The organism is Enterobacter sp. 3U4 (assembly GCF_057224565.1).
Genome location: NZ_CP136665.1, coordinates 1,819,903 through 1,841,746 on the forward strand (window position 1 = coordinate 1,819,903; position 21,844 = coordinate 1,841,746).

General features: G+C 53.9%; 22 protein-coding genes. 14 read left to right on the top strand and 8 right to left on the bottom strand.

The features are described from left to right. Positions 1-3: 3 nt before the first annotated feature. Together RVY89_RS08535 and speG are read left to right on the top strand one after the other, a co-directional pair. On the top strand, positions 4-342 hold the full coding sequence (locus tag RVY89_RS08535) for a DUF1283 family protein (RefSeq protein ID WP_023335541.1): 339 nt from the start codon (positions 4-6) through the stop codon (positions 340-342). Continuing rightward, positions 342-902, top strand: a complete 561-nt coding sequence (gene speG, locus RVY89_RS08540) for a spermidine N1-acetyltransferase (protein ID WP_048030664.1) — start codon at positions 342-344, stop codon at positions 900-902. The genes RVY89_RS08535 and speG overlap by 1 nt, the downstream gene beginning before the upstream one ends. A gap of 17 nt (positions 903-919) precedes the next feature. Here speG and RVY89_RS08545 read toward each other — a convergent pair whose 3' ends face one another. Further along, on the bottom strand, positions 920-1,630 hold the full coding sequence (locus RVY89_RS08545) for a YnfC family lipoprotein (protein WP_484827528.1): 711 nt from the start codon (positions 1,628-1,630) through the stop codon (positions 920-922). A gap of 171 nt (positions 1,631-1,801) precedes the next feature. Here RVY89_RS08545 and RVY89_RS08550 point away from each other — a divergent pair, with 171 nt between their 5' ends. The 4 genes from RVY89_RS08550 to dmsD all read left to right on the top strand — a co-directional run bounded on the left by RVY89_RS08550 (position 1,802) and on the right by dmsD (position 6,283). Beyond that, positions 1,802-2,605 carry a glycosyltransferase family 25 protein gene (locus tag RVY89_RS08550; protein WP_484827529.1) on the top strand — a complete coding sequence of 268 codons (804 nt, stop codon included), beginning with the start codon at positions 1,802-1,804 and terminating at the stop codon, positions 2,603-2,605. Positions 2,606-2,738: 133 nt separating this feature from the next. Then, a complete protein-coding gene (locus tag RVY89_RS08555; RefSeq protein ID WP_484827530.1) occupies positions 2,739-3,005 on the top strand; it encodes a DUF1161 domain-containing protein in 267 nt (88 codons plus the stop codon). A gap of 131 nt (positions 3,006-3,136) precedes the next feature. Continuing rightward, positions 3,137-5,575, top strand: a complete 2,439-nt coding sequence (gene ynfE / locus RVY89_RS08560; RefSeq protein ID WP_484827531.1) for a selenate/tellurate reductase subunit YnfE — start codon at positions 3,137-3,139, stop codon at positions 5,573-5,575. A gap of 93 nt (positions 5,576-5,668) precedes the next feature. Continuing rightward, positions 5,669-6,283, top strand: coding sequence for a Tat proofreading chaperone DmsD (dmsD, locus tag RVY89_RS08565; RefSeq protein WP_484827532.1), 615 nt, complete (start codon positions 5,669-5,671; stop codon positions 6,281-6,283). Positions 6,284-6,323: 40 nt separating this feature from the next. Here dmsD and RVY89_RS08570 read toward each other — a convergent pair whose 3' ends face one another. The 3 genes from RVY89_RS08570 to RVY89_RS08580 form a co-directional block, all read right to left on the bottom strand. After that, complete coding sequence (locus RVY89_RS08570; RefSeq protein ID WP_484827533.1) at positions 6,324-8,039, bottom strand: SulP family inorganic anion transporter; 1,716 nt, start codon at positions 8,037-8,039, stop codon at positions 6,324-6,326. A 246-nt stretch (positions 8,040-8,285) separates the two neighbouring features. Further along, positions 8,286-8,504: a DUF7661 family protein gene (locus RVY89_RS08575; RefSeq protein WP_484827534.1), complete on the bottom strand. Its 219-nt coding sequence runs from the start codon at positions 8,502-8,504 to the stop codon at positions 8,286-8,288. 299 nt (positions 8,505-8,803) lie between these two features. Continuing rightward, positions 8,804-9,241: a VOC family protein gene (locus tag RVY89_RS08580; RefSeq protein WP_484827535.1), complete on the bottom strand. Its 438-nt coding sequence runs from the start codon at positions 9,239-9,241 to the stop codon at positions 8,804-8,806. A gap of 257 nt (positions 9,242-9,498) precedes the next feature. Here RVY89_RS08580 and RVY89_RS08585 point away from each other — a divergent pair, with 257 nt between their 5' ends. Next, a complete protein-coding gene (locus RVY89_RS08585) occupies positions 9,499-10,047 on the top strand; it encodes a hypothetical protein (RefSeq protein ID WP_484827536.1) in 549 nt (182 codons plus the stop codon). Between the two features lie 146 nt (positions 10,048-10,193). On the opposite strand, the gene RVY89_RS08590 is transcribed toward RVY89_RS08585, so the two are convergent. Next, the gene (locus tag RVY89_RS08590; protein WP_484827537.1) at positions 10,194-11,030 is read right to left on the bottom strand and encodes a MipA/OmpV family protein; all 837 of its coding nucleotides are present in this window, start codon (positions 11,028-11,030) and stop codon (positions 10,194-10,196) included. Positions 11,031-11,233: 203 nt separating this feature from the next. Here RVY89_RS08590 and RVY89_RS08595 point away from each other — a divergent pair, with 203 nt between their 5' ends. From RVY89_RS08595 to oqxR, 3 genes are all read left to right on the top strand, one after another. After that, positions 11,234-11,911: a response regulator gene (locus RVY89_RS08595; protein WP_262777507.1), complete on the top strand. Its 678-nt coding sequence runs from the start codon at positions 11,234-11,236 to the stop codon at positions 11,909-11,911. Continuing rightward, entirely contained in the window at positions 11,911-13,299 is a 1,389-nt protein-coding gene (locus tag RVY89_RS08600) for a sensor histidine kinase (RefSeq protein WP_484827538.1), read from the top strand. The genes RVY89_RS08595 and RVY89_RS08600 overlap by 1 nt, the downstream gene beginning before the upstream one ends. Positions 13,300-13,436: 137 nt before the next feature. After that, on the top strand, positions 13,437-13,916 hold the full coding sequence (gene oqxR / locus RVY89_RS08605) for an efflux pump transcriptional repressor OqxR (protein WP_025760257.1): 480 nt from the start codon (positions 13,437-13,439) through the stop codon (positions 13,914-13,916). A 66-nt stretch (positions 13,917-13,982) separates the two neighbouring features. Here oqxR and oqxB read toward each other — a convergent pair whose 3' ends face one another. Both oqxB and oqxA read right to left on the bottom strand, forming a co-directional pair. Beyond that, positions 13,983-17,138, bottom strand: coding sequence for a multidrug efflux RND transporter permease subunit OqxB (gene oqxB / locus RVY89_RS08610; RefSeq protein ID WP_484827539.1), 3,156 nt, complete (start codon positions 17,136-17,138; stop codon positions 13,983-13,985). A 24-nt stretch (positions 17,139-17,162) separates the two neighbouring features. Beyond that, on the bottom strand, positions 17,163-18,338 hold the full coding sequence (gene oqxA / locus RVY89_RS08615; protein WP_484827540.1) for a multidrug efflux RND transporter periplasmic adaptor subunit OqxA: 1,176 nt from the start codon (positions 18,336-18,338) through the stop codon (positions 17,163-17,165). A gap of 337 nt (positions 18,339-18,675) precedes the next feature. Between oqxA and RVY89_RS08620 the strand changes: the two genes are divergently transcribed. After that, positions 18,676-19,026, top strand: coding sequence for a helix-turn-helix domain-containing protein (locus tag RVY89_RS08620; protein WP_484827541.1), 351 nt, complete (start codon positions 18,676-18,678; stop codon positions 19,024-19,026). Here the strand turns inward: RVY89_RS08620 and RVY89_RS08625 are convergent. Then, positions 18,950-19,864 (bottom strand): LysR family transcriptional regulator, encoded by a 915-nt coding sequence (locus RVY89_RS08625; RefSeq protein ID WP_484827542.1) that lies wholly within the window; start codon positions 19,862-19,864, stop codon positions 18,950-18,952. The genes RVY89_RS08620 and RVY89_RS08625 overlap by 77 nt on opposite strands. Before the next feature lie 100 nt (positions 19,865-19,964). Here RVY89_RS08625 and RVY89_RS08630 point away from each other — a divergent pair, with 100 nt between their 5' ends. The 3 genes from RVY89_RS08630 to RVY89_RS08640 all read left to right on the top strand — a co-directional run bounded on the left by RVY89_RS08630 (position 19,965) and on the right by RVY89_RS08640 (position 21,651). Then, a complete protein-coding gene (locus RVY89_RS08630) occupies positions 19,965-20,945 on the top strand; it encodes a nitrilase family protein (RefSeq protein WP_484827543.1) in 981 nt (326 codons plus the stop codon). A 77-nt stretch (positions 20,946-21,022) separates the two neighbouring features. Next, on the top strand, positions 21,023-21,340 hold the full coding sequence (locus RVY89_RS08635) for a YebG family protein (protein WP_484827544.1): 318 nt from the start codon (positions 21,023-21,025) through the stop codon (positions 21,338-21,340). Between the two features lie 119 nt (positions 21,341-21,459). Further along, the gene (locus RVY89_RS08640; RefSeq protein ID WP_484827918.1) at positions 21,460-21,651 is read left to right on the top strand and encodes a DUF6500 family protein; all 192 of its coding nucleotides are present in this window, start codon (positions 21,460-21,462) and stop codon (positions 21,649-21,651) included. Positions 21,652-21,844: the final 193 nt, after the last annotated feature.

The window sequence follows — 21,844 nt, forward strand, 5'->3', positions numbered from 1 at the left end:
GCTATGACCACATTAAGCAAACGCCTTTGTCTGACAGCCCTGCTGGCACTGTCATCGTTCGCCTTTGCCGCCTCTGCGACAGCGGAAACCAGCAAGCTCATTATTGAGTCTGGTGACAGCGCGCAAAGCCGCCAAAACGCCGCTATGGACAAAGAACAATGGAATGACACACGCAACCTTCGTCAGAAGGTCAACAAACGTGCTGAAAAAGAGTGGGACAAAGAAGATGTCGCTTTTGATGCGCGCGATAAGTGTCAGCAAAGTGCAAACGTCAATGCCTACTGGGAGCCTAATACCCTGCGCTGCCTGGATCGCCGCACTGGCCGCACGGTAGCACCGTAATGTCGGTGTCCTGCGACGTTAAACTCCGTCCGCTGGAGCGCGAAGACCTGCGCTTTGTCCACCAGCTCGACAACAATGCCAGCGTGATGCGCTACTGGTTCGAAGAGCCTTACGAGGCGTTTGTCGAGCTGTCCGATCTCTACGATAAGCACATTCACGATCAGAGTGAACGTCGTTTTGTGGTGGAGTGTGAAGGTGAAAAAGCCGGTCTTGTGGAGCTGGTTGAGATTAACCACGTTCACCGCCGGGCGGAGTTTCAGATAATCATCTCCCCTGAGCATCAGGGAAAAGGCCTTGCTTCACGGGCGGCTAAGCTGGCAATGGATTACGGATTCAACGTTCTGAATCTCTACAAGCTTTACCTGATTGTGGATAAAGAGAACGAGAAAGCGATCCATATCTACCGCAAGCTGGGCTTTATGGTGGAAGGCGAGCTGATTCACGAATTCTTTATCAACGGTGAATACCGCAATACCATTCGCATGTGCATCTTCCAGCATCAGCACCTCGCCGGACACAAGCCGTCAGGCGCCAGCCTGCTCAAACCGACCGCGCAGTAACCTGCGCGGCTTTACTCTCAGTAATATTCAATCGTGTTTTTGATGGTGTATTTGCGCTCAACGGCGGGTTTGACGCTGTCGTCCGTGATCGTCAGATCGCAGCTCACCGGGTTATTGTGCCGATCGTAATCGCAGCTCTGCTTCACGTTGCCCAGCGGCTTGTCATTCAACATGCTCACGGCCGAGTAATCCATTCTTTTGCGAAGATCTTTAGACGGCGTCGACTGAACGGACAGGTGCTGATCCCCGGAGACGGTGGTTTTGCCCAGCGGGTAGCCATCCGCATCGTAGCGATACTTCACTTCCATCTCTTTGCCGTGCGCCGCCACCACATAACCGTTATCGTCGGTATCCCACGTTATCCCGGCTGACGGCAGTTCGGCCAGCTGGCATTTTCCCTGCAGCTTCACTTTGCGCTGCTGGGTTTCGGCATCAAGGTAGTAATTGGCGTCCAGCACCAGCGCCACGCCGGTGTTTGCCTCCAGGTCGTGCAGCTCCAGGCTATCGAAACACCCTTCCGTAGACACGGTGCCGGTGACCCGCTTAGACACTTCGCCCTTCTCGTTGAACAGCGTCTGGGTAAAGTCTTTGACCGGGCCGCGCAGCGGGTCAAAATCAAATTCGTTCGAGAAACTTGCCATCTCGGGCGTAAACGACAGCGGCGCGGAGCTGTTGTCACAACCCACCAGTGTTGCTGCCAGTAGCGTTATCGCTGCGTATTTCATCACATCATTTACCAATAGAATGAAAGGATTGTTGCTCTCATAGTATCAAATAGAATGGTAGCGATGGATAGCATTTTGGAAATTCATGCCTTTACCTTCCCTACGGCTAAAATTATTTTTTTACCCCACCGGATATGCACTTACTGATGTTGAACAGCCCCAAATACTGATAAAATGCCTGAAATTGGTCCAGCTATTCAGTCTTTAAGGTACGTTCAAAGGATGATAACTTTTATAATCAATCTTAAACACTCGCGCGAACGTCGTGCAAAAATGGAGTCTCAACTGTTAAAGTTGAATATTGCACACGAGTTTGTTGAAGCAGTTGATGGTCGGGAAATGACGGAAGCTGAACGTAAAAATGTTACACGTGAGGTAAATTATGCTTTTCTCCCAGGGGAAGTGGGGTGCGCGTTAAGCCATCAAAAAATATATAAAAAAATCATAAGCGAAAATATCGAAGCAGCTCTGATTCTCGAAGATGATGTTATACTTAGTAGCGATCTTCGTGAAATATTAAATAATATCACACTTAGCAAGACTAAGCCTGAGATTATACTTCTTAGTCGAGTCAATAAATATCACAAAAAGTCAATTAAAAACATATGCGGCTCTTATAACCTACACAAGACGCACCAGGCCACAACAGCGCATGCGTATATTATTAACCAAAAAGCAGCCGACAGGCTCCTGGCAAACCTTTATCCTGTGTGGATGGTTTCTGATAAATGGAGCTTATTCGAAGATCTCTCTTTGGCTAAAATTCACTCTCTAGTACCTTATCCAGTACGTCTTTCTGAAGATGCTAATGCGTCAACAATTAATGAATCCAAAGGCGATGCCGTGATAGATGCTAAAAAGAAACAAATTTGGGATGCATTAATGCAGAAAAGACCTTTAGCTGCAAAACTTCGTCACCGTTATCGACGAGCCATTACTCCGTTATTCAATACAATTATTAACCAGGGTAAAGGATAAGCTTAGTTTTGTGTTTTGATTACTACCAGGGCGTCAAGTTACTTCCAGGACTATTCAGAAAGATGCACACAAAAACAAAAGGTTACCTTTATCCTGCTATGCTTAACGTTCACACAGAGAAAAGGAGCTACAGATGAAACGGTTACCCTGGATTACCGCCCTGCTGTTAATGAGTGCCTCAACGGTCGCGCTGGCGGCACCGGATTCCTGCGAGCGCGTGAAAAGCGACATTCAGCAGAAAATTATCAACAACGGCGTGCCCGAGTCAGGCTTTACGCTGAGCATTGTGCCGAACGATCAGGCCGATCGGGCGGGCACGCAGGTGGTAGGCCACTGCGCCAACGACACCTTTAAAATTTTGTACACCCGTACAGGCAACGGAGCTGCTGAAGCTCAGTAATTTATCCTCAATTCCCTTTGATTTGATGAGGATTAAGATCTAATACCCCCAAATCAGTAACACTCACCCCATCATTAGCCCGGTTATCATTTCGGGAAAAATAATACGCAATTATAATGATGGGGTGAGCCATGTCCGATATTGAACATCACGGCGGAATTAGCCGTCGAACTCTCGTGAAATCTACGGCAATAGGTTCTCTGGCGCTTGCCGCCGGCGGGATCTCGCTTCCTTTCGGCTTAAAAAGCGCCGCCGCGGCGGTGAAGAACGCCGTCCAGCCTTCTGAAGATAAAGTTGTGTGGGGCGCCTGCTCGGTCAACTGCGGCAGCCGCTGTGCGCTGCGTCTGCACGTGCGCGACAACGAAGTATACTGGATCGAAACGGATAACACCGGTAAGGATGTCTATGGCGATCATCAGGTGCGCGCCTGCCTGCGCGGACGTTCTATTCGCCGTCGGATCAATCACCCTGACCGCCTCAACTACCCGATGAAACGCGTGGGCAAACGCGGCGAAGGTAAGTTCGAGCGCATCACGTGGGATGAAGCGCTCGACACGATCGCCGCCAGCCTGAAAGACGTGGTGGCCAACTACGGCAACGAAGCGGTGTACATTAACTATTCCTCCGGCATTGTCGGCGGCAATATCACCCGCTCCTCCCCTTACGCTTCGCTGGTGGCTCGTCTGATGAACTGCTACGGCGGTTTCCTGAGCCACTACGGTACCTACAGCACGGCGCAAATTGCCTGCGCGATGCCGTACACCTACGGCAGTAACGACGGCAACAGCACCTCGGATATCGAAAACACCAAGCTGGTGGTCATGTTCGGCAATAACCCGGCGGAAACGCGCATGAGCGGCGGTGGGATTACATACTATCTGGAGCAGGCCCGCGAGCGGTCCAACGCGCGAATGATTGTTATCGACCCGCGCTACACCGACACGGCAGCCGGACGCGAAGATGAGTGGATCCCGATCCGTCCGGGAACCGATGCCGCGCTGGTGGCGGGCATTGCCTGGGTGTTAATCGACGAAAACCTGGTCGACCAGCCGTTCCTCGACAAATACTGCGTTGGCTATGACGAAAAAACGCTGCCGGAAGGCGCGCCAGCTAACGGCCACTACAAAGCGTATATTCTCGGCCAGGGCGATGACAACACGGCGAAAACACCGGAGTGGGCCTCACGCATCACCGGCATTCCGGCAGAACGCATCGTTAAGCTTGCCCGCGAAATCGGCTCCGCAAAACCGGCCTACATCTGCCAGGGCTGGGGACCGCAGCGTCAGGCGAACGGCGAGCTGACCTCCCGCGCCATCGCGATGCTACCGATCCTCACCGGAAACGTAGGGATCAACGGCGGGAACAGCGGCGCGCGTGAGTCGACCTACACCATCACCATCGAACGTATGCCGCTGCCGGATAACCCTGTAAAAACGCAAATTTCCTGCTTCAGCTGGACGGACGCCATCGCCCGAGGGCCGGAGATGACCGCCCTGCGCGACGGCGTGCGCGGCAAGGATAAGCTGGACGTGCCGATTAAGTTCATCTGGAACTACGCGGGCAATACCCTCATCAACCAGCACTCCGATATCAATAAAACGCACGAAATTCTGCAAGATGAAAGCAAGTGCGAGATGATTGTCGTCATCGATAACTTCATGACGTCGTCGGCGAAGTACGCCGATATCGTGCTGCCGGACCTGATGACCGTCGAGCAGGAAGACATCATTCCTAACGATTACGCGGGGAATATGGGTTACCTGATTTTCCTCCAGCCCGTGACTGCGCCAAAGTTTGAGCGCAAGCCCATCTACTGGATCATGAGCGAAGTGGCGAAACGCCTCGGGCCGGATATCCATCAAAAATTTACCGAAGGACGGACGCAGGAGCAGTGGCTGCAGTTCCTGTATGCCAAAATGCTCGAAAAAGACCCTAAGCTGCCGTCCTATGACGAGCTGAAAAAAATGGGTATTTACAAGCGTAAAGATCCGAACGGACACTTTGTGGCCTATAAAAAATTCCGCGAAAACCCGGAAGCCAATCCGCTGAAAACGCCATCGGGCAAGATTGAAATTTACTCCAGTAAGCTGGCGGAGATTGCGGCCACCTGGGAGCTGGATAAAGATGAGACCATCAGCCCGCTGCCCGTCTACGCATCAACCTTCGACGGCTGGGATGCGCCCGAGCGCGCGCAGTTCCCGCTGCAGCTGTTTGGCTTCCACTTCAAAGCCCGTACCCACTCGAGCTACGGTAACATCGAGGTGCTGAAAGCGGCCTGCCGCCAGGAGGTCTGGCTTAATCCCGTCGATGCTGCAAAACGCGGCATTAAGAACGGTGATATGGTGCGCGTCTTTAACGATCGCGGCGAGGTGCGAATTGAAGCGAAAGTCACGCCACGCATCATGCCCGGCGTGAGCGCCATGGGCCAGGGGGCCTGGCACGACGCCAATATGAACGGCGACCGCATCGACCACGGCTCATGCATCAACACGCTGACGACCCATCGACCTTCTCCGCTGGCAAAAGGCAATCCGCAACACACCAATCTGGTGCAGATCGAGAAGGTCTAGAAAGTGAAGCGCATGACCGTGGTTTATTCTATGGTCTATAAATTGGTTTAACACAGTTGCGCGGGCGAAATCCGCGCGAGCAAGGAAGGTTTAATGATAGACGTCTCACATCGTGAATCGTTCGCATTCAGCGCCCGGGTGCTGGGCGCGCTGTTTTATTTCGCACCGGACAGCGAGCAGGCCGCGCCGCTGGTGCAGGCCCTCACCGCGGGCGAATGGGTTCAGGACTGGCCCCTGCCATCGGTAACGCTGCAGCCCGTTGCCGATACGTTTGCCTCCTCTTCCGATGAACCGCTGACCGACGCCTGGCAACGGCTGTTTATTGGCCCTTACGCCCTGCCCGCTCCGCCGTGGGGATCCGTCTGGCTTGACCGTGAATCCGTGCTGTTTGGCGACTCGACCCTCGCGCTGCGCCAGTGGATGCGGGAGAATAATATCGCGTTTGAGATGCAGCAGAATGAGCCGGAAGATCATTTTGGTACGTTGCTGCTGCTGGCGGCGTGGCTGGCCGAGAATGGCCGCGAGTCGGAGTGCGCTCAGCTTCTGGCGTGGCACCTGCTGCCGTGGAGCACCCGTTTCCTGTCAGCGTTTGTCGACAACGCCGGGCATCCGTTTTATATCGCGCTGGGTAAGCTTGCGCAGCTGACGCTTGCGGACTGGCGATCGGGGCTGCTTATTACGGTTGCGGAAAAGACGCTATATCGCTAGGAGCTATGGCTTGCTCGCGGTTGGCAGGCAAGCCTTTACCTTATACCTCTCCACCTGATTCACTCACGCTCTCTTTGCTTTGAATGAACCGAAGTGCCAGGTAAAGGTCTGGCGCCAGAATCATGTCATCATCATTCATTGTTGGCCGACTGTCTTTAAACCAGCGTGTTAATTCCGTTTTCCTGCCCGCGAGGATTAACTTAATCTGTCGACCTTTCAGATCGCGCTTTAACTCATTAATGGTTGCCAGAACGCTGATGTCTGAATAGGTGAAGCAGGCAACGGCATCAATGACCACCCATTTAGGCTGTAAGGCTGCCCCATCAACCAGATTCAAAACCCGACGTTTAAAATAAGCCACGTTAAAATAGGTCAACGGCGAGTTAAATCGATACATCAGCACGCCCGGGACCATTTTAATATCGTTCGTATTTCCTAATGAGTGAATCATTCCATCTTCGTCAGTGCCCAGCAGGTGCTCAGAGGGACGAAACACTGTACGAAGAAATTGTAATAACCCAAGCAGCACCGCAAGGCCGATCCCCTGGATAACGCCGATAATTAAAACGCAGCCAAAGGTGAAAAAGGCCAGACGAAATGCCTGCTTATTTCTGCGCCGCAGGTTCCATAATCCACGTAAATCGATTAATGACCACGAGGCATACATTAGAACTATACCTAACGCAGATACCGGAATATATTGTAATGGCTGAGTGAAAAACACCACGACAATACCGATGATCAAAGCTGCGACCACCGAAACCAGCTGACTTTTCCCCCCAACCGAATCATTTACCGCGGTCCGGGAATCGGCGCCACTGATAGCAAACCCCTGAGATAACCCCGACATAATGTTCGCAATACCCAGCGCGCGGAACTCTGCATCAGCATTAATTTCATAGCCATTTTTCGCGGCAAAACTGCGGGCGGTCAGCATCAGGCTGACAAAACTGACCAACGCCAGGTTCAGCGCTGGGATCACTAAATCACGCATCGGACCGGGCTGGAACGCCCCCCAGTTAACGACGGGTAAACCGGGCTGGAAGCCATCCCCTCCAATAGTGGCAACACCATACTGTTGGGCAGAGGTTCCCCATACCAGTGCCGTTGTTATTACTATGGCGATTAAAGGTGCTGGCCACTGGCTGCGATACGTTTTGATAACCATTAAAATAATTAACGTAAAAAGGGATATTCCTACGGTTAATAAATGGCTTTCTGAAAGTCTACCCGGCAGGGCCATTATTTTCTCAATAACCTGCGCCTCATCAAGCTTGATCCCCAACACCTTGCCTAATTGTCCGACAATAATCGTCACGGCTACGCCATTAAGCAATCCCGTTAGAATGGGGTGAGAAAGCAGATCGGCGAGCGCGCCCAGGCGGAATTTACTGGCAAGCAGACACCACCCGCCCATCATCAATGTCATGATGATTGTCAGCTGCCAGTGCAGTTCGGGATTACCTGCAGAGAGAGGATACACGACGGCCGCAATCACCGCGCAGGTCGTGGCATCAGGGCCAACAATAAGCTGACGTGAAGAGCCAAACAGTGCGTAAGCTATCATTGGTAAAACGCAGGAATAGAGCCCTACAATTGCCCCAACACCCGCCAGTTCAGCGTAAGCAATAGCAACGGGTAGCGCTACTGCCGCAACGGATAACCCGGCTTTAACATCATGTTTTAGCCAGCTTTTATCGTAGGCCAACAAATTTTGTAACCCTGGCATGTAGTTCAACAATAGCTTTCCGAACACGTTATTCTCCGGACATTAATACAACCCACGGAATGTTGGCACACTTTTAAGTGAGGTTCTGGCTTTCAAATGCTCCGGACTGAGGCCGCCGCCTCTCAGTACCTAATAGAACTACAGCCCTCGTCGTATTCTGACTGGTATTAAACATAGTTCATAAACTACCCCATAGCCTGAGCTGGCCTGGCCGGACGCTGCAGTGTGCCTGGTACCGGGAGCGGACTCAATGTCGTGCTGTCCGTTACACCCTTATTCGATGCGTTCCACATTTGGATGACGCTCGGTTGCGGCTTCATGGAATATGTCACCAAGCCAGCTGGCAATCTCGACTTCTCTCATATCGTCAGGAATAGAGATGTCATAGAGTCGAGAAAACTTTCTCTCGGTCAGGTCAACGCGAAATACCAGCCACCGATCGTTCTTACGCTGAACGCCAATATGACGTCCAAAAACGTTATAAATAAGCATATGCAATCTCCGCTCAGACTAATAAGCCCATGAATCTATGATACATACGTCGGACAGATCAGAGAGTATAAAAGTATAGCGTCCGCTCCTCGCTCAATACTGCTTCAGCAACTATGGAACAACTGCGTTATTTTCACAATTTGCGGTAGATATATTTATTGATAAAGCTTTATTGCTTTTGTGTTAATTTTAAAATGGTACAACTTGCTTAAGGAGACATGCGTAAACATCACCATCTGCAAACCACACGAATACCCTGATTTGGTTGATATTTTTATCGAGATGGAAAACTATTATAATCAGAAACTTTGCTTATGTTCCTTTGAATACTTATCTGCTTCAGGAGAATAATTCTGACAAACACATGCCAGCTTATTCCCATCAGGATCGCGCAGATAGGCAACATAAAAATCGGGGCCGTACGCGGTTCGTGTACCCGGCGCGCCTTCATTCTTCCCTCCCGCAAGGAGGCCTGCCGCATGGAACCGTCTGACACGATCCGCGCTATCTGCACGGAATGCGAACATTGTCCCGTTTCCCGCCGCTGCGGGATGCCCGTCAAAAGGAGGACAAATACAGAAGCTGAAACCCTCCTCCGGGTTATTTTCATCTCCCCACATTGCCCAGTCTTCTGTCCAGGCAGGCACACGTGAATAGCCAAGCACTTTAAAAACAGCGTCATAAAACGCCACGGAGCGCTGAAGGTCATTTGTACCTATGGTGATATATGCCAGCATCTTATCACATCCTCTTAACCGTTTATCTGAGCGGACATTATACCTGGAGGCTATGAATTTCGTGACCATAAAAGAGCAGATTTTGAGCACTGTAAGAGTGTGGGCAAAATGGTTCGCTGAACATGTCTGTAAGGCGGTCTCAGCCCCCAACCCGTGACGTGAGTATCTCAAGTTTCCGTATGTATGCTAAAATTTGTACAGCTGAAGGCCGAAAATAACCCCTTATAACATCAGTATGTTAGCCAAAGTGAGCGTATATGGATAATATTCCACATAAGCAGACAGCCCTGAAAAAATCCCACGCATGGCTGTGGTGCGGAAGTTTTTATTTGGTTACATTGCATTGCTCTGCAGATGAAATAAATCTGTATTCAATAAACACTGGCTCATACGTTTATCATCTGACACATAATCACGGACAATACACGGAGAACTTTGAAAACAAGTTTATATCCGTGGAGAGGAAATTCTCGGACACGTCGCAATATAGCGTAGTGCTAGGCACAATGAAAAACAGCTTTAATGACAGATGTCTGGCTGCCGGCGTAAGAAGAGATTGGGCTGGATGGAATAACGGTTGGGTTTTTAAGGGAATCTATGGATATGTTGGCGAATTTTTCTTTGATACTTTCGATGATTGTGGAGACCATGGTTCATACCATGATTTTAAAAAAGTAACAGGGATAGGATTTTCTCCCTACATATATCATGGATTCCAGTATAATTTTACGTCTTATTTTGGAATGGATGTGGGTATTATCATTCCCTCCGTGTTTGTCATCACTGCCCAATGGAGCTTTAGATAAATCCTTCAACTGCGGGTGCAGTGCGGCCTAATCAAAGCATCAGGTTTTAAGACGTTCCAAGATTGTTGCTGTCAGCAATGGGAACCGCCCCGCCATCTTAACCGGAGGGGCTAAAATCACCGTTATTGCACTCTCAACACCGCAATTTAAAAACTATACGTCACCTTCAAACTCCCCGCAGGCGACGTTTTGCGTTGCACAATCGGGCTGTCGCCTGCATCCCCCGTCAGCTGCGTCACGCCCGCAGAGGCAAGTACGCTCCAGCGCGAGGTGAGCTTATGGGTCCAGTCAAGGTTCATCGACCAGGCATAAATTCCGGCCCCGGCGTCATGTCGGGCAAATCCCGACGCGCTCGACTGAGCGGCACTGACCCCGTAGTAGGTCTGCATGTACTTGCTGGATCCCCAACTGCCGGTCAGCGCCAGACTCACCTCATTTTTTGGTGAGGTATAGAACGGGCTGGAAATGCCGAAATGCACGGCTTCACCGTTGTCTCTCTCAGAAACCGGTACCTCTGCCTGCAGCTGCAGGTGAAGCCAGTCGGTCACCTTGTACTCCAGCCCGGGTACAACGATTGCCGAGCCTTTTATCTCGCCCATCCCGCGCAGCTCGTCGCTGCCGGAGGCGATCGAATCGCTGCTAACGTCTTTATCTTTACGGCCAACTCGATAGCTCAGCGCGGCGCTGTAATCCAGGTTACCGATGTTGTTGCCGTAACCGATCCCGCGCGTGGTGCCGATGAAGAAGCCATTTGCCATGGAATAATCCACTACCTGAGCCGCTGAAACGCGGGTTTTCTCTGAACCCGAGTAGCGCGGCCCAACGTCCACGCCGCCCCCCAGGGTTAAGACGTTACCCTGGCTCTGTTCTGCAGCCAGAACAGGCGTGGCCAGTAACGCCAGAACGACGCCCGGCACGATGTTTTTCAGGCTGCGGCCCGAGAGTAAATGGGGGAACGTATGACGCAGTTCGATGTTTCTCATTAAAGAAGCCCTTTTGGATTCAAATGATGACGATGCATGCGGTTAACCGCCGGAACGCCCATTTTGAATACTGACCCTAAGGTTCTTATGAGCCGAAAATGAAGAAAGAGTGAAGCGCGGGCAGGTGCTGTCATCCGGACAGATTTCCTGCTACCGTTTTTTTCTTAAGTTATTCTTCATTCCCGGTTGATACCGTTACCAATGTGAAAATTCTACTTATCGAAGACGACCTGGATCTCGGCAATGGCGTACGTATCGCCCTCTCAGATCAAGGGTTTGACGTCATATGGGTTCGCCGTAAAGAGGATGCGCTGCATCAGCTTGACGTCTGCGTGCCGGAACTTATTTTGCTCGACCTGGGGTTACCCGACGGCGATGGCATGAGCCTGATGACGCGTTTGCGTCAGCAGCTCAAGGGGATCCCCGTCATCATCCTGACGGCGCGAGGGACATTGCAGGATCGCCTGTGCGGGCTGGATGCCGGCGCGGACGACTATCTCGTCAAACCCTTTATTCTCGCCGAGCTGCTGGCGCGAGTGCGAGCCCTTGCCCGGCGCAGCTACGGTTTTGAGAATGAGGCGATAGAAATTCGCGGGCTCTCTCTTCATATACCGACGCGTCGCGTGACGGTGAGCGCGCGCCATATCGATTTAACGGCCAGTGAATACGCGCTGCTGGAGACGTTGATGCTGCGCGCGGACCGCGTGCTGACCCGGCGGTTTCTGGAAGAAAGGATATTCGGCAACAAAGAGAACCTCAGCAACGCGCTCGACGTGCATATGGGAAATTTACGGCGAAAAATCGGCGACGGCTATGTGCGAACGGTCCGGGGCGTCGGGTACGTTATTGATACCGTCTCAATACAAAAGGTGACCGGTTAATGCAAAACGTCTGGTATCACCTGAGGCGCCCGACGCTGGTACGGCGAATTATCATCGCCCAGATGCTGCTGCTTACCCTGCTGTGGTGTCTTTTTTTAACCTTCATTCTGTGGGAGGACCTGCGTAGCCCTCCTATCCTCACGGGCAGTAAAACGTACGAAACCGTTTTTACCCTGGCTGAGCGTCTGGACGGACGTCCGCAGGATCGTACCGCCGCGCTGGAGGCCTTCAGCAAGGCGCTGCGTGAAGGTTACGGCGGAGGGGAAGATCCCGTGCTGTCGATTAACCTCATCGTACGCAAAAATAGTACCGTTATATTTGCCTCAGACCGTGCGCCCGCTGGGATAACAAACACCCGGTTCGGCGAACTTGAGCACGTGCAGAGTGGAGATCGTACCTGGACCAGCCGCACCCTTAAATCCCCGCACTCCGACGTGGAGGTTACCCTTTTCACCCCAGCCAGCGGCTGGAACTTCTTTATCTACCTGAACTCGCGCGGGTACTACATCCTGCCGCTGCTGGTTTGCTTCCCTTTCCTACTGTTTCCCGCGTGGCTGTCAATACGCATTGCGATGCGTCCCTGGAATAAGGTGGTCAATGAGATTACCTTACGCACGCCGGACGATCTCTCCCCGTTAAGAGCCGTACCGAAGCACAGAGAGCTTCGCCAGATGGTGGACGCGATCAATGACTTCCTTGCCAGGGTGCGTGAAAGCGCGGAAAGGGAGCGGGTTTTCATCGCGGATGCCGCGCACGAGCTGCGTACGCCCCTCGCGGCGATGCGCATCAACGTGGAAGCGCTGCAGTCCTGGGTCATCAGCGAGAGCCAGCAGGAGCTGCTTGCCGGCGTGATCCGCAGCAACAGCCGCGCCGCGCGTCTCGTCAATCAGCTGCTGCTGATGATGCACAGCGAAGCGCGTATTGATACGGCCATGGAGCCCGTGCCGCTGACGACGCTCATCCAGGAGCGCATGGCCGAGCTGGAGCCCTTAGCGTCTGCGCGCAGGATCGAGCTGGAATTCTTTGCCGAGGATGAAGTGTGGATCTCCGGCGTCAGGGAACGCCTGGTGTCGCTGATTGATAATCTCATTGAGAACGCCGTGAAGTACAGCCCCGAGGGCGGGCAGATTCAGGTCGACGTGCGTGCAGGCGATCGCGTCGTTCAGCTGCGCGTTTCCGATGCGGGCCCGGGTATTCCGGTCGAGCTGCAGGAGCGCGTGTTCGACCGCTTTTTCCGCGATCCTAATCAGATGCAAAGCGGCAGCGGGCTGGGGCTTGCCATCGTCAAAGCGGTGGCGCAGCAACACAACAGCAGCGTAAATCTGAGTGCCTCTGCAGAAGGTGGCCTCCTTGTGACGGTTGACTTCCCGAACCGCACGTTTAGCTAAAGCAGAACAGGGGGTTTGATCGCAAATGCCGCAGATTGCTTCAAAATAATTACCGTATTTGTTATATTGTTGTTTATTGCTTATTCACCTCTGCGGTGCCAAAAAGAACAAGATTCACCGCAACCCAGGACAGAGAAATGTTAGATTACCGCTTCCCGACAGCTTTGCAGATGGTTCTCAGCGTAGCGATGGCGGAGCAATTGGGTGAACGTTCAACGAGTGCGATTCTGGCCTACGGCCTGGAAGCGAACCCGAGCTTCATCCGCAAATTGATGGTTCCGCTGACGCGTGACGGCATTATCGTCTCAACGCTTGGCCGTAACGGCTCAATTCACCTTGGTCGCCCGCCGGAAGAGATCACCCTGCGCGACATCTACCTTTCGGTCATCGAAGATAAAAAGCTGTGGGCGTCGCGCCCTGACGTACCGGCCCGCTGCGTGGTCAGCGCTAACGCGTGCTGGTACTTTAAATCAATTTCCGAAGAAGCCGAGCAGGCGTCGTTAGCGGTACTGGCCCGCCATACCGTGGCAAGCGCCCTGGAAGCAGTAAAAAACGCCGACAGCAGCGGCTGGGATCCGCTCCCCGACCTCATCGCCCAGTATCAAAAAACGTCGTAACGTTTAACTGATGCGAAAAAAAACCGCCTTCAAAGTGAAAGCGGTTTTTTATTATCGGCAACGTCCCTACGCGGGCAGAACGTCCCTTTCCTCTTTCTTCCCACGCGTGACGAACTTACGCAACGTCACGTAGAACACCGGCGTCAGGAACAGACCAAACAGCGTCACCCCCAGCATACCGGAGAACACCGTGATCCCTGTGACGCCACGTACTTCTGCGCCCGCACCGTGGCCGAGGATCAGCGGAATGGTCCCGGCAATAAAGGCGATGGAGGTCATCACAATCGGGCGTAAACGCAGGCGGCACGCCTCCAGCGCGGCCTCCATGATGCCCTTACCCTGAATTTCCAGCTCGCGGGCAAACTCCACGATAAGAATGGCGTTTTTACAGGCCAGCCCCATCAGCACCACCAGCCCCACCTGCACGAAGACGTTGTTATCGCCTCCGGTCAGCCAGACGCCAAACAGCGCGGAGAGCATGGTCATCGGCACGATGAGGATCACCGCCAGCGGCAGCGTCCAGCTTTCATACAGCGCCGCCAGGACCAGGAACGCCAGCAGCACCGCGACCGGGAAGACGATCAGCGCCGTATTGCCCTGGGTGGCCTGCTGGAAGCTCAGGTCCGTCCATTCAATGTTCATGCCGTTCGGCAGGATCTGCTTAGACATCGCGTCCAGCTGCGTCATCGCCTGTGATGATGAGAGCACGCGCGGGTCGGCATCTCCAATCAGGTCCGCCGCCGGGTAACCGTTGTAGCGGATCACCGGATCCGGCCCGTAGGTGGTCGTGATTTTCACCATGCTGCCAATCGGCACCATTTCGCCCTGGCTGTTGCGGGTGCGCAGATTCGCAATGTCTTCCACGCTGTCGCGGAACTGCCCGTCGGCCTGCGCCATCACGCGCCAGGTACGCCCGAACTGGTTGAAGTCATTGACGTACGACGAGCCCAGATAGGTTTGCAGCGTCCCGAAAAGATCGGTCAGCGATACACCCTGCGCTTTCGCCTTATCGCGGTCAACCTGCACGTCCAGCTGCGGCACGTTAGCCTGGTAGGTTGAGATCGGGAAATGCATCCCCGGCGTCTGCATAATCGCACCGGACATGGTGTTCACCGCATTCTGCAGCGCGCCATAGCCCAGACCACCGCGATCCTGGATGTACAGGGAATAGCCCGACCCCTGACCCAGTCCTAAAATCGGCGGCGGCAAAATGGAGAAGCCAAAGCCTTCCTGAATTTGCGCGATTTTCGCGTTGATCTCCGCGTTAATTTCCGCCGCAGTATGTTTACGCTGGTCGAACGGCTTCAGGCCGAAGAACACCGTCCCGGTGTTCGGCGTATTGGTGAACTGCAGCGCGTTCAGCCCCGGAAACGCGACCGCATAGTCCACGCCTTCGGTATTCATCCCGATTTCGCTCATTTTGCGGATCACCGCATCGGTGCGGGCCAGCGAAGAGCCTTCCGGCATTTTCACGCCACCGATCAGGTACAGCTTATCCTGCGTCGGAATAAAACCGCCGGGCACCGCTTTAAACATGACGCTTGCGGCACAGAGCAGCAGCAGATAAACGACGAATACCGCCCCGCGTCTGCCGAGCGTTTTGCCCACCAGCCCCTGATAGCCGTTCGAGCTGCGGTGGAAAAAGCGGTTAAACGGACGGAAAATCCAGCCGAACAGACGATCGATAAGCCGGGTCGGAAAATCTTTCGGTGCGCCGTGCGGTTTTAACAGCAGTGCCGCCAGCGCCGGAGAAAGCGTCAGCGAGTTAATCGCTGAAATCACCGTAGAGATCGCGATCGTCACCGCAAACTGCTTGTAGAACTGCCCGGTAACGCCCGAGAGAAACGCCATCGGCACAAACACCGCGCACAGCACCAGCGCAATCGCGATAATCGGCCCGGACACTTCACGCATCGCCTGGTGCGCTGCGGCAAGCGGCGCAAGCCCCTCTTCGATATTTCGCTCGACGTTCTCCACCACCACGATGGCGTCGTCCACCACGATACCGATGGCCAGCACCAGCCCGAACAGGCTGAGGGTATTCAGCGAGAAGCCCAGCAGGTAGAGAATGCTGAAGGTACCCACCACCGACACCGGCACCGCGATCAGCGGAATGATCGACGCGCGCCAGGTTTGCAGGAACAGAATGACCACCAGCACGACCAGCACCACGGCTTCCAGCAGCGTTTGCACCACCGCACGGATGGAGTCGCGCACGAAAACGGTCGGATCGTAAGGTGCCGCCCACTTCATGTCCGCCGGGAAGCGCGTGGACAGTTCGTCCATTTTCGCGCGCACCGCGTTAGACAGGTCGATGGCGTTCGCCCCAGGAGACTGGAAGATACCAATCCCGACCGCGTCTTTATTGTTCAGCTGGGAACGCAGCGCATAGCTGCCGGACCCCATTTCGATACGCGCCACGTCGCGCAGGCGGACGACCGTACCGTCCTGCGTCGTTTTCAGGACAATATTGCCGAACTCTTCTTCGGTATGCAGGCGCCCCTGGGCGTTAATGGAGATCAGGAAATCGCTCTCTTTCGGCAGCGGCTCGGCGCCAAGCTGCCCGGCGGAAACCTGTACGTTTTGCTCCTGCATCGCCGTGACCACGTCCGAGGCGGTCAGCCCGCGTGCCGCCACTTTATTTGGGTCCAGCCAGACGCGCATCGCGTACTCGCCGGAGCCGAAAATCTGGATCTGGCCGACGCCGGGCAGGCGCGCAAGCTCATCCTTCACCTTCAGCGTGGCGTAGTTACGCATATACAGGGAATCATACTTACCGTTTGGCGAAAACAGATGCACCACCAGCGTCAGCGTGGGCGACTGCTTCTGGGTGGTAATGCCCAGACGCCGCACGTCCTCCGGCAGACGCGCCTCGGCCTGCGCGACGCGGTTCTGCACCTGAACCTGCGCCTGATCGGGGTCAGTCCCCGGACGGAAGGTCACGGTAGTCACCAGCACGCCGTCCGAACCCGCGACGGATTTCATGTACATCATGTTCTCGACGCCGTTGATCGCCTCTTCCAGCGGCGTCGCCACGGTCTCGGCAATCACTTTCGGGTTAGCGCCCGGGTACTCCGCGCGCACCTGCACGCTTGGCGGCACGACGTCAGGGTATTCGCTCACCGGCAGCAGCGGGATGGCGATTAACCCTGTGATAAAAATCAGAATCGACAGGACGGCAGCAAAGATCGGCCTGTCGATGAAAAAGCGGGAAAAGTCCATGGGTTGGATTCTCAGGTCAAGGGATCAGTTGAGGGCGCTGGTGGCGGTCATGGCAACGGTTTTGGCGTTAACCGGCATACCCGGCATAAACACTTTCTGCAAACCCTCGACGATGACTTTGTCGCCAGGGTTCAGCCCCTGCCGCACGATGCGTAAACCGTCTGCCAGACGACCCGGCGTAATGTCGCGACGCTGCGCTTTCCCCTCTTTATCCACGATATAGACGTATTTACGATCCTGATCGGTCAGCACCGCCTTGTCGTCGACAAGCGTGGCTTTGAACTCCGCGCTGCCCGGCAGGCGTACGCGGGCAAACAGTCCCGGCGTGAACTGACGCTGTGAATTATCCAGCAGCGCGCGCATGCGGATTGTCCCGGTACTTGGCGTGAGCTGGTTATCCAGGAAGTCCACTTTGCCCTGGTGGGGATAGCCCTCCTCGCCCGTCAGGCCAATCTCAACCGGCAGCGCCGTGTGATTGCTGGACGCTCCCTGCCCGCTGCGGGCCAGGTTTTGATAGTGAAGGTAGGTTGACTCGTCTACGTCAAAGTAGACGTAAACCGTCTTCTGGGAGACCAGCGTGGTGAGGACGCTGGCGGTGTCGCCCGCAGTCACCAGGTTCCCGCTGGTGATCAGCGCCCGGCTGGCGCGACCATCGATAGGCGCGGTGACTTTGGTGAAGTCCAGGTTGAGCTGCGCGGCGTCCACTGCCGCCTGCGCGGCGCGAATATCGGCCTGCGCCTGAACGGCAGCCGAGCGACGCTGCTCCCACTCTTCACGGGAGACAACGTTGGTATTGACCAGCTTATCGGTACGGTTAGCCTCACTTTGCGCCAGGCTGGCCTGCGTTTTGGCTCTCGCCAGGTTCGCCTGCGCCTGTTCCAGCGCGGCGCGATAGGTACGGTCATCAATGGTGAACAGCACCTCGCCCTTCTTCACTTCTTGGCCGTCGGTGTAATTCACCTTATCAATGTAGCCGGACACGCGCGGGCGTAGCTGAACGCTCTCCACCGCTTCAATCCGGCCGTTAAAGCTATCCCACTGGCTAATCGATTTCACCACCACGTCAGCGGCACTCACGGCGGGCGCAGGCGGCGCGGCATTTTGCGCGACGCTGTTATCGCATCCGACGAGCAGCACGGAGAGCAACATTGCCCCCAGCGCGCTCAGATGAGAATTACCCCAGGTTTTTTGCAGGCTCATTATTTTTATTCCGATAATTATCGCCACCGGGCAAGACGCAGCAGGAGGCACCGCGCCACTTCCTTTGTCCGGGGGCTGTCTTAAGGCCATTTGTGTCGTTCATCGCCACAAAACTGTAACAGTTGCGAATACACTATTCGCGGCGATTGTAGGAAGGCGCTTAACTAAGTGCAAGAATAATTGTTGCACTTTATGTGCTATTTGAGCGGATGTGAAAAGACCCGTTTCGCTCAGGGATTTAAATGCAACAATAAAACTTGCAATTACAACAAAAACGCGCCACCTTTTAATGCAACAGAAAAAGATACTTTTTAATTCGCTGCGTGGGGGTAACCAGATGAACACTGGCGCATTTATGCATGATTTACTCGACTGGATAGACAACAACCTGGACAGCCGCCTGGACATTGAGACCGTCGCCAGGCGTTCCGGCTACTCGAAATGGCACCTCCAGCGCCTGTTCAAAGAGCATACGGGCTATCCCCTCGCCGGGTATATTCGCGCGCAAAAGCTGCAAAAATCGGTTGAGCGGTTATCCCGCAGCGACGAACCGATTCTGAACGTGGCGATCGCGCTGGGCTTTGACTCACAGCAGTCCTTCAACCGCAGCTTTAAGCGTCAGTATGGTCAGGCGCCTGGGGCATGGCGGCGGAGCATGGCTGGCCCGGAAACGCAGCAGTTACGCTAGCAATGAAGTTGTCACGGATGACATCCTCCCTGCTTGCGTCCCAGGCGATGCCCACCTTCCAGCTGATTGACTCCCCCGTTAGTGGAATCATCACTAGCTCCGGCGGCGCGATATGCGTCACGCTGGTGGGCAGAATGGCCACACCGATACCCGCAACCACCATCGCGACGATAGTTTGGATATCGTCAGTCAGCTGAGTCGATGAGACGAAAAGACCGTTGTCATGCAGAAAGCGGTCAATCTGCGCGTTTAAACCCCGCCCTCGCTCATCATACAGCCGCAGCAGAGGGCGTTTCGTGAGCCACTCTGCAGCAGACATTGCTGGCGACGCGGCGGGCGCAACCAGGACCAGCCGATCGGTAAATAACGGCAGGTATTCAAGCGCCACGGGGGGCGGAACCCTGACAAAACCGACCTGCAGCTCATCATTTTGCAATCGCTCGTACTGCTGGAAGGAAGGCAGATCCGTCAATGACATTTCTACTTCCGGATAGTCCCGACGAAAGTCAGCGATACAGCGTGGCGCCAGATAAAAGCTTGAAAGTCCGAACCCGACGGCGATATTCCCCTCCACACCTTTCGATACCCGCTCAGCGTGCTGCATAAATTGCCGGGTCTGCCTGACCACTTTCTCAGCCTCTGGCAGCAAACGCCTGCCGCTGGCCGTCAGTATTGCGCCGTGACGACCTCGTGAAAAAAGCGACATATTCACCAGGGATTCGAGGAGATTAATCTGTTTGGTCAATGCCGGCTGTGAGATAAATAGCGCCCGCGCCGCATCGGCATAATTACCCTTTTCAGCCAGTATCAAAAACGCCTTTAGCAGCCTGGTGTTCATTTTTGCATTCCAGATGGTTATCGAATTCGGAAATGATTTGATTATACAGTTATCGGCAATCGTTATGTAATTCAGTCTCGATGACAACCGGAGACGCAACATGAACGCACTGACATCCTTAAAGGCGGCAACCGTACAGTTTCAGCATCAGGCGAATAACAAACACTACAACCTGCTGATAATGGAGAAATTTATTGAACAGGCAGCGCTTGAGCAGGTGAACATTCTCACTTTCCCTGAAATGTGCATCACCGGCTACTGGCATGTCCCTAAGCTCACCGCAGCGGAGGTGTCTGCGCTGGCAGAGTCGATTGCAGACAGCCCTTCCCTGACGCTCATTCGTTCCCTGGCGATAAAACATCAAATGCTTATTGGCGCCGGTCTTATTGAACGCGCCGACGACGGCCGACTCTACAATGCGTATGTTGCCTGTATGCCGGACGGCTCAATGCATACGCATCGTAAACTCCATGCTTTTGAACATCCGGCCATCAGCAGCGGGGACAGCTTTACCGTTTTTGATACGCCGTGGGGCGTGAAGGTCGGTATCCTGATTTGCTGGGACAATAATCTGGTCGAAAATGTGCGCGCGACGGCGCTACTGGGTGCCGATATTCTTCTCGCGCCGCATCAAACAGGCGGTACCGATTCCCGCAGCCCTCACGGGATGAAGCCTGTTCCGCTGGCGCTCTGGGAGGAGCGGGAAACGCGCAAGGAAGAAATTACGGCTGCATTCAAAGGGCCAAGCGGTCGGGGATGGCTCATGCGCTGGCTGCCTGCCCGCGCCCATGACAACGGGTTATTTCTTCTCTTTAGCAACGGTGTCGGTGCCGATGATGACGAAGTTCGTACAGGCAATGCCATGATCCTCGACCCCTATGGCAGGATCGTGAACGAAACCTGGGCGGCTGAAGATGCGATGGTGAGCGCTGAACTCGATTTAAGCCTGCTTGCTATGAGCACCGGACGCCGCTGGATCCACGGTCGCCGCCCTGATTTATACCAGATACTGACGCAGCCGCAGGGCTATGAACGTGATGCGATCAGCGCACGCTTTTCGAATGTCCCCCCTGCCCGCTAAAAATGTGTGCAATTTTTAGCTGAAACATAAGCCCGGAGCTGCTATACTGTATATAATTACAGTATGAGGTGTGCAAAATGGCTGTTGAAACAAAATTTGTTGTCGTAAGAAAAGGTGAAGAGAAAATGACATTTGCCAGTAAGAAAGAGGCTGACGCTCACGACAAGCTGCTCGATATGGCAGACGCGTTCACCGACTGGCTGTTGCAAAGCGGAATGCAGATGGATGAAACGCAGGCTGAAAATCTTGGCCTGTATCTCGCCGAGCAGAAAGAGACCGTGCAGCATATTCTGCGTACCAGCAAGCTTCCGGACCTCAACGCTCCAGCTGCAGCGGATCAAACTGAATCCGACGCGGCTGACGCGAAAAAAATCAGGGCTGTGAAAGCGGCCTGATTGTCAGAAAATCATCACCGATCCGGAAGCCGCAAGCAGACATCTGCTTGCGGCTTTTTTTAGCCCGAACATGAAGAAAGTAAAGGATATGACGTGCGGCAAGGAGTGAAGGAAAAAAAATCATCAGGATCTGTGATGCAAAAATTGTCTCTAAGGGAAGCGATGTTGGGCTTTCGTTTTATGCTTTTTTTGCTAATAAAAATGACGATCCGGAACTGCTTATGGAAGTGGCGCACTGGTGGATTATGGAGATGAAGCTGGACCATTTTGAAAAGGCTGAAAAGATCAGAAACCTCGTCTCAGCCCTTTAACACGCTAAAGCGGGATGGCCGGTAGCATTGCGGGATTTCATCGCTCTGGCCGTCGCATAACTCCTCTGAGACCAGTCTGCCAATCGTCGCTGCGCACGTAACGGCTGGGTGCAATAGAGGCGACGTAAACCTGGTTTAGTCAGTTATTTAAAAGCACATTACACTCTGAAGACACGAATGTTCAGTACTCTTA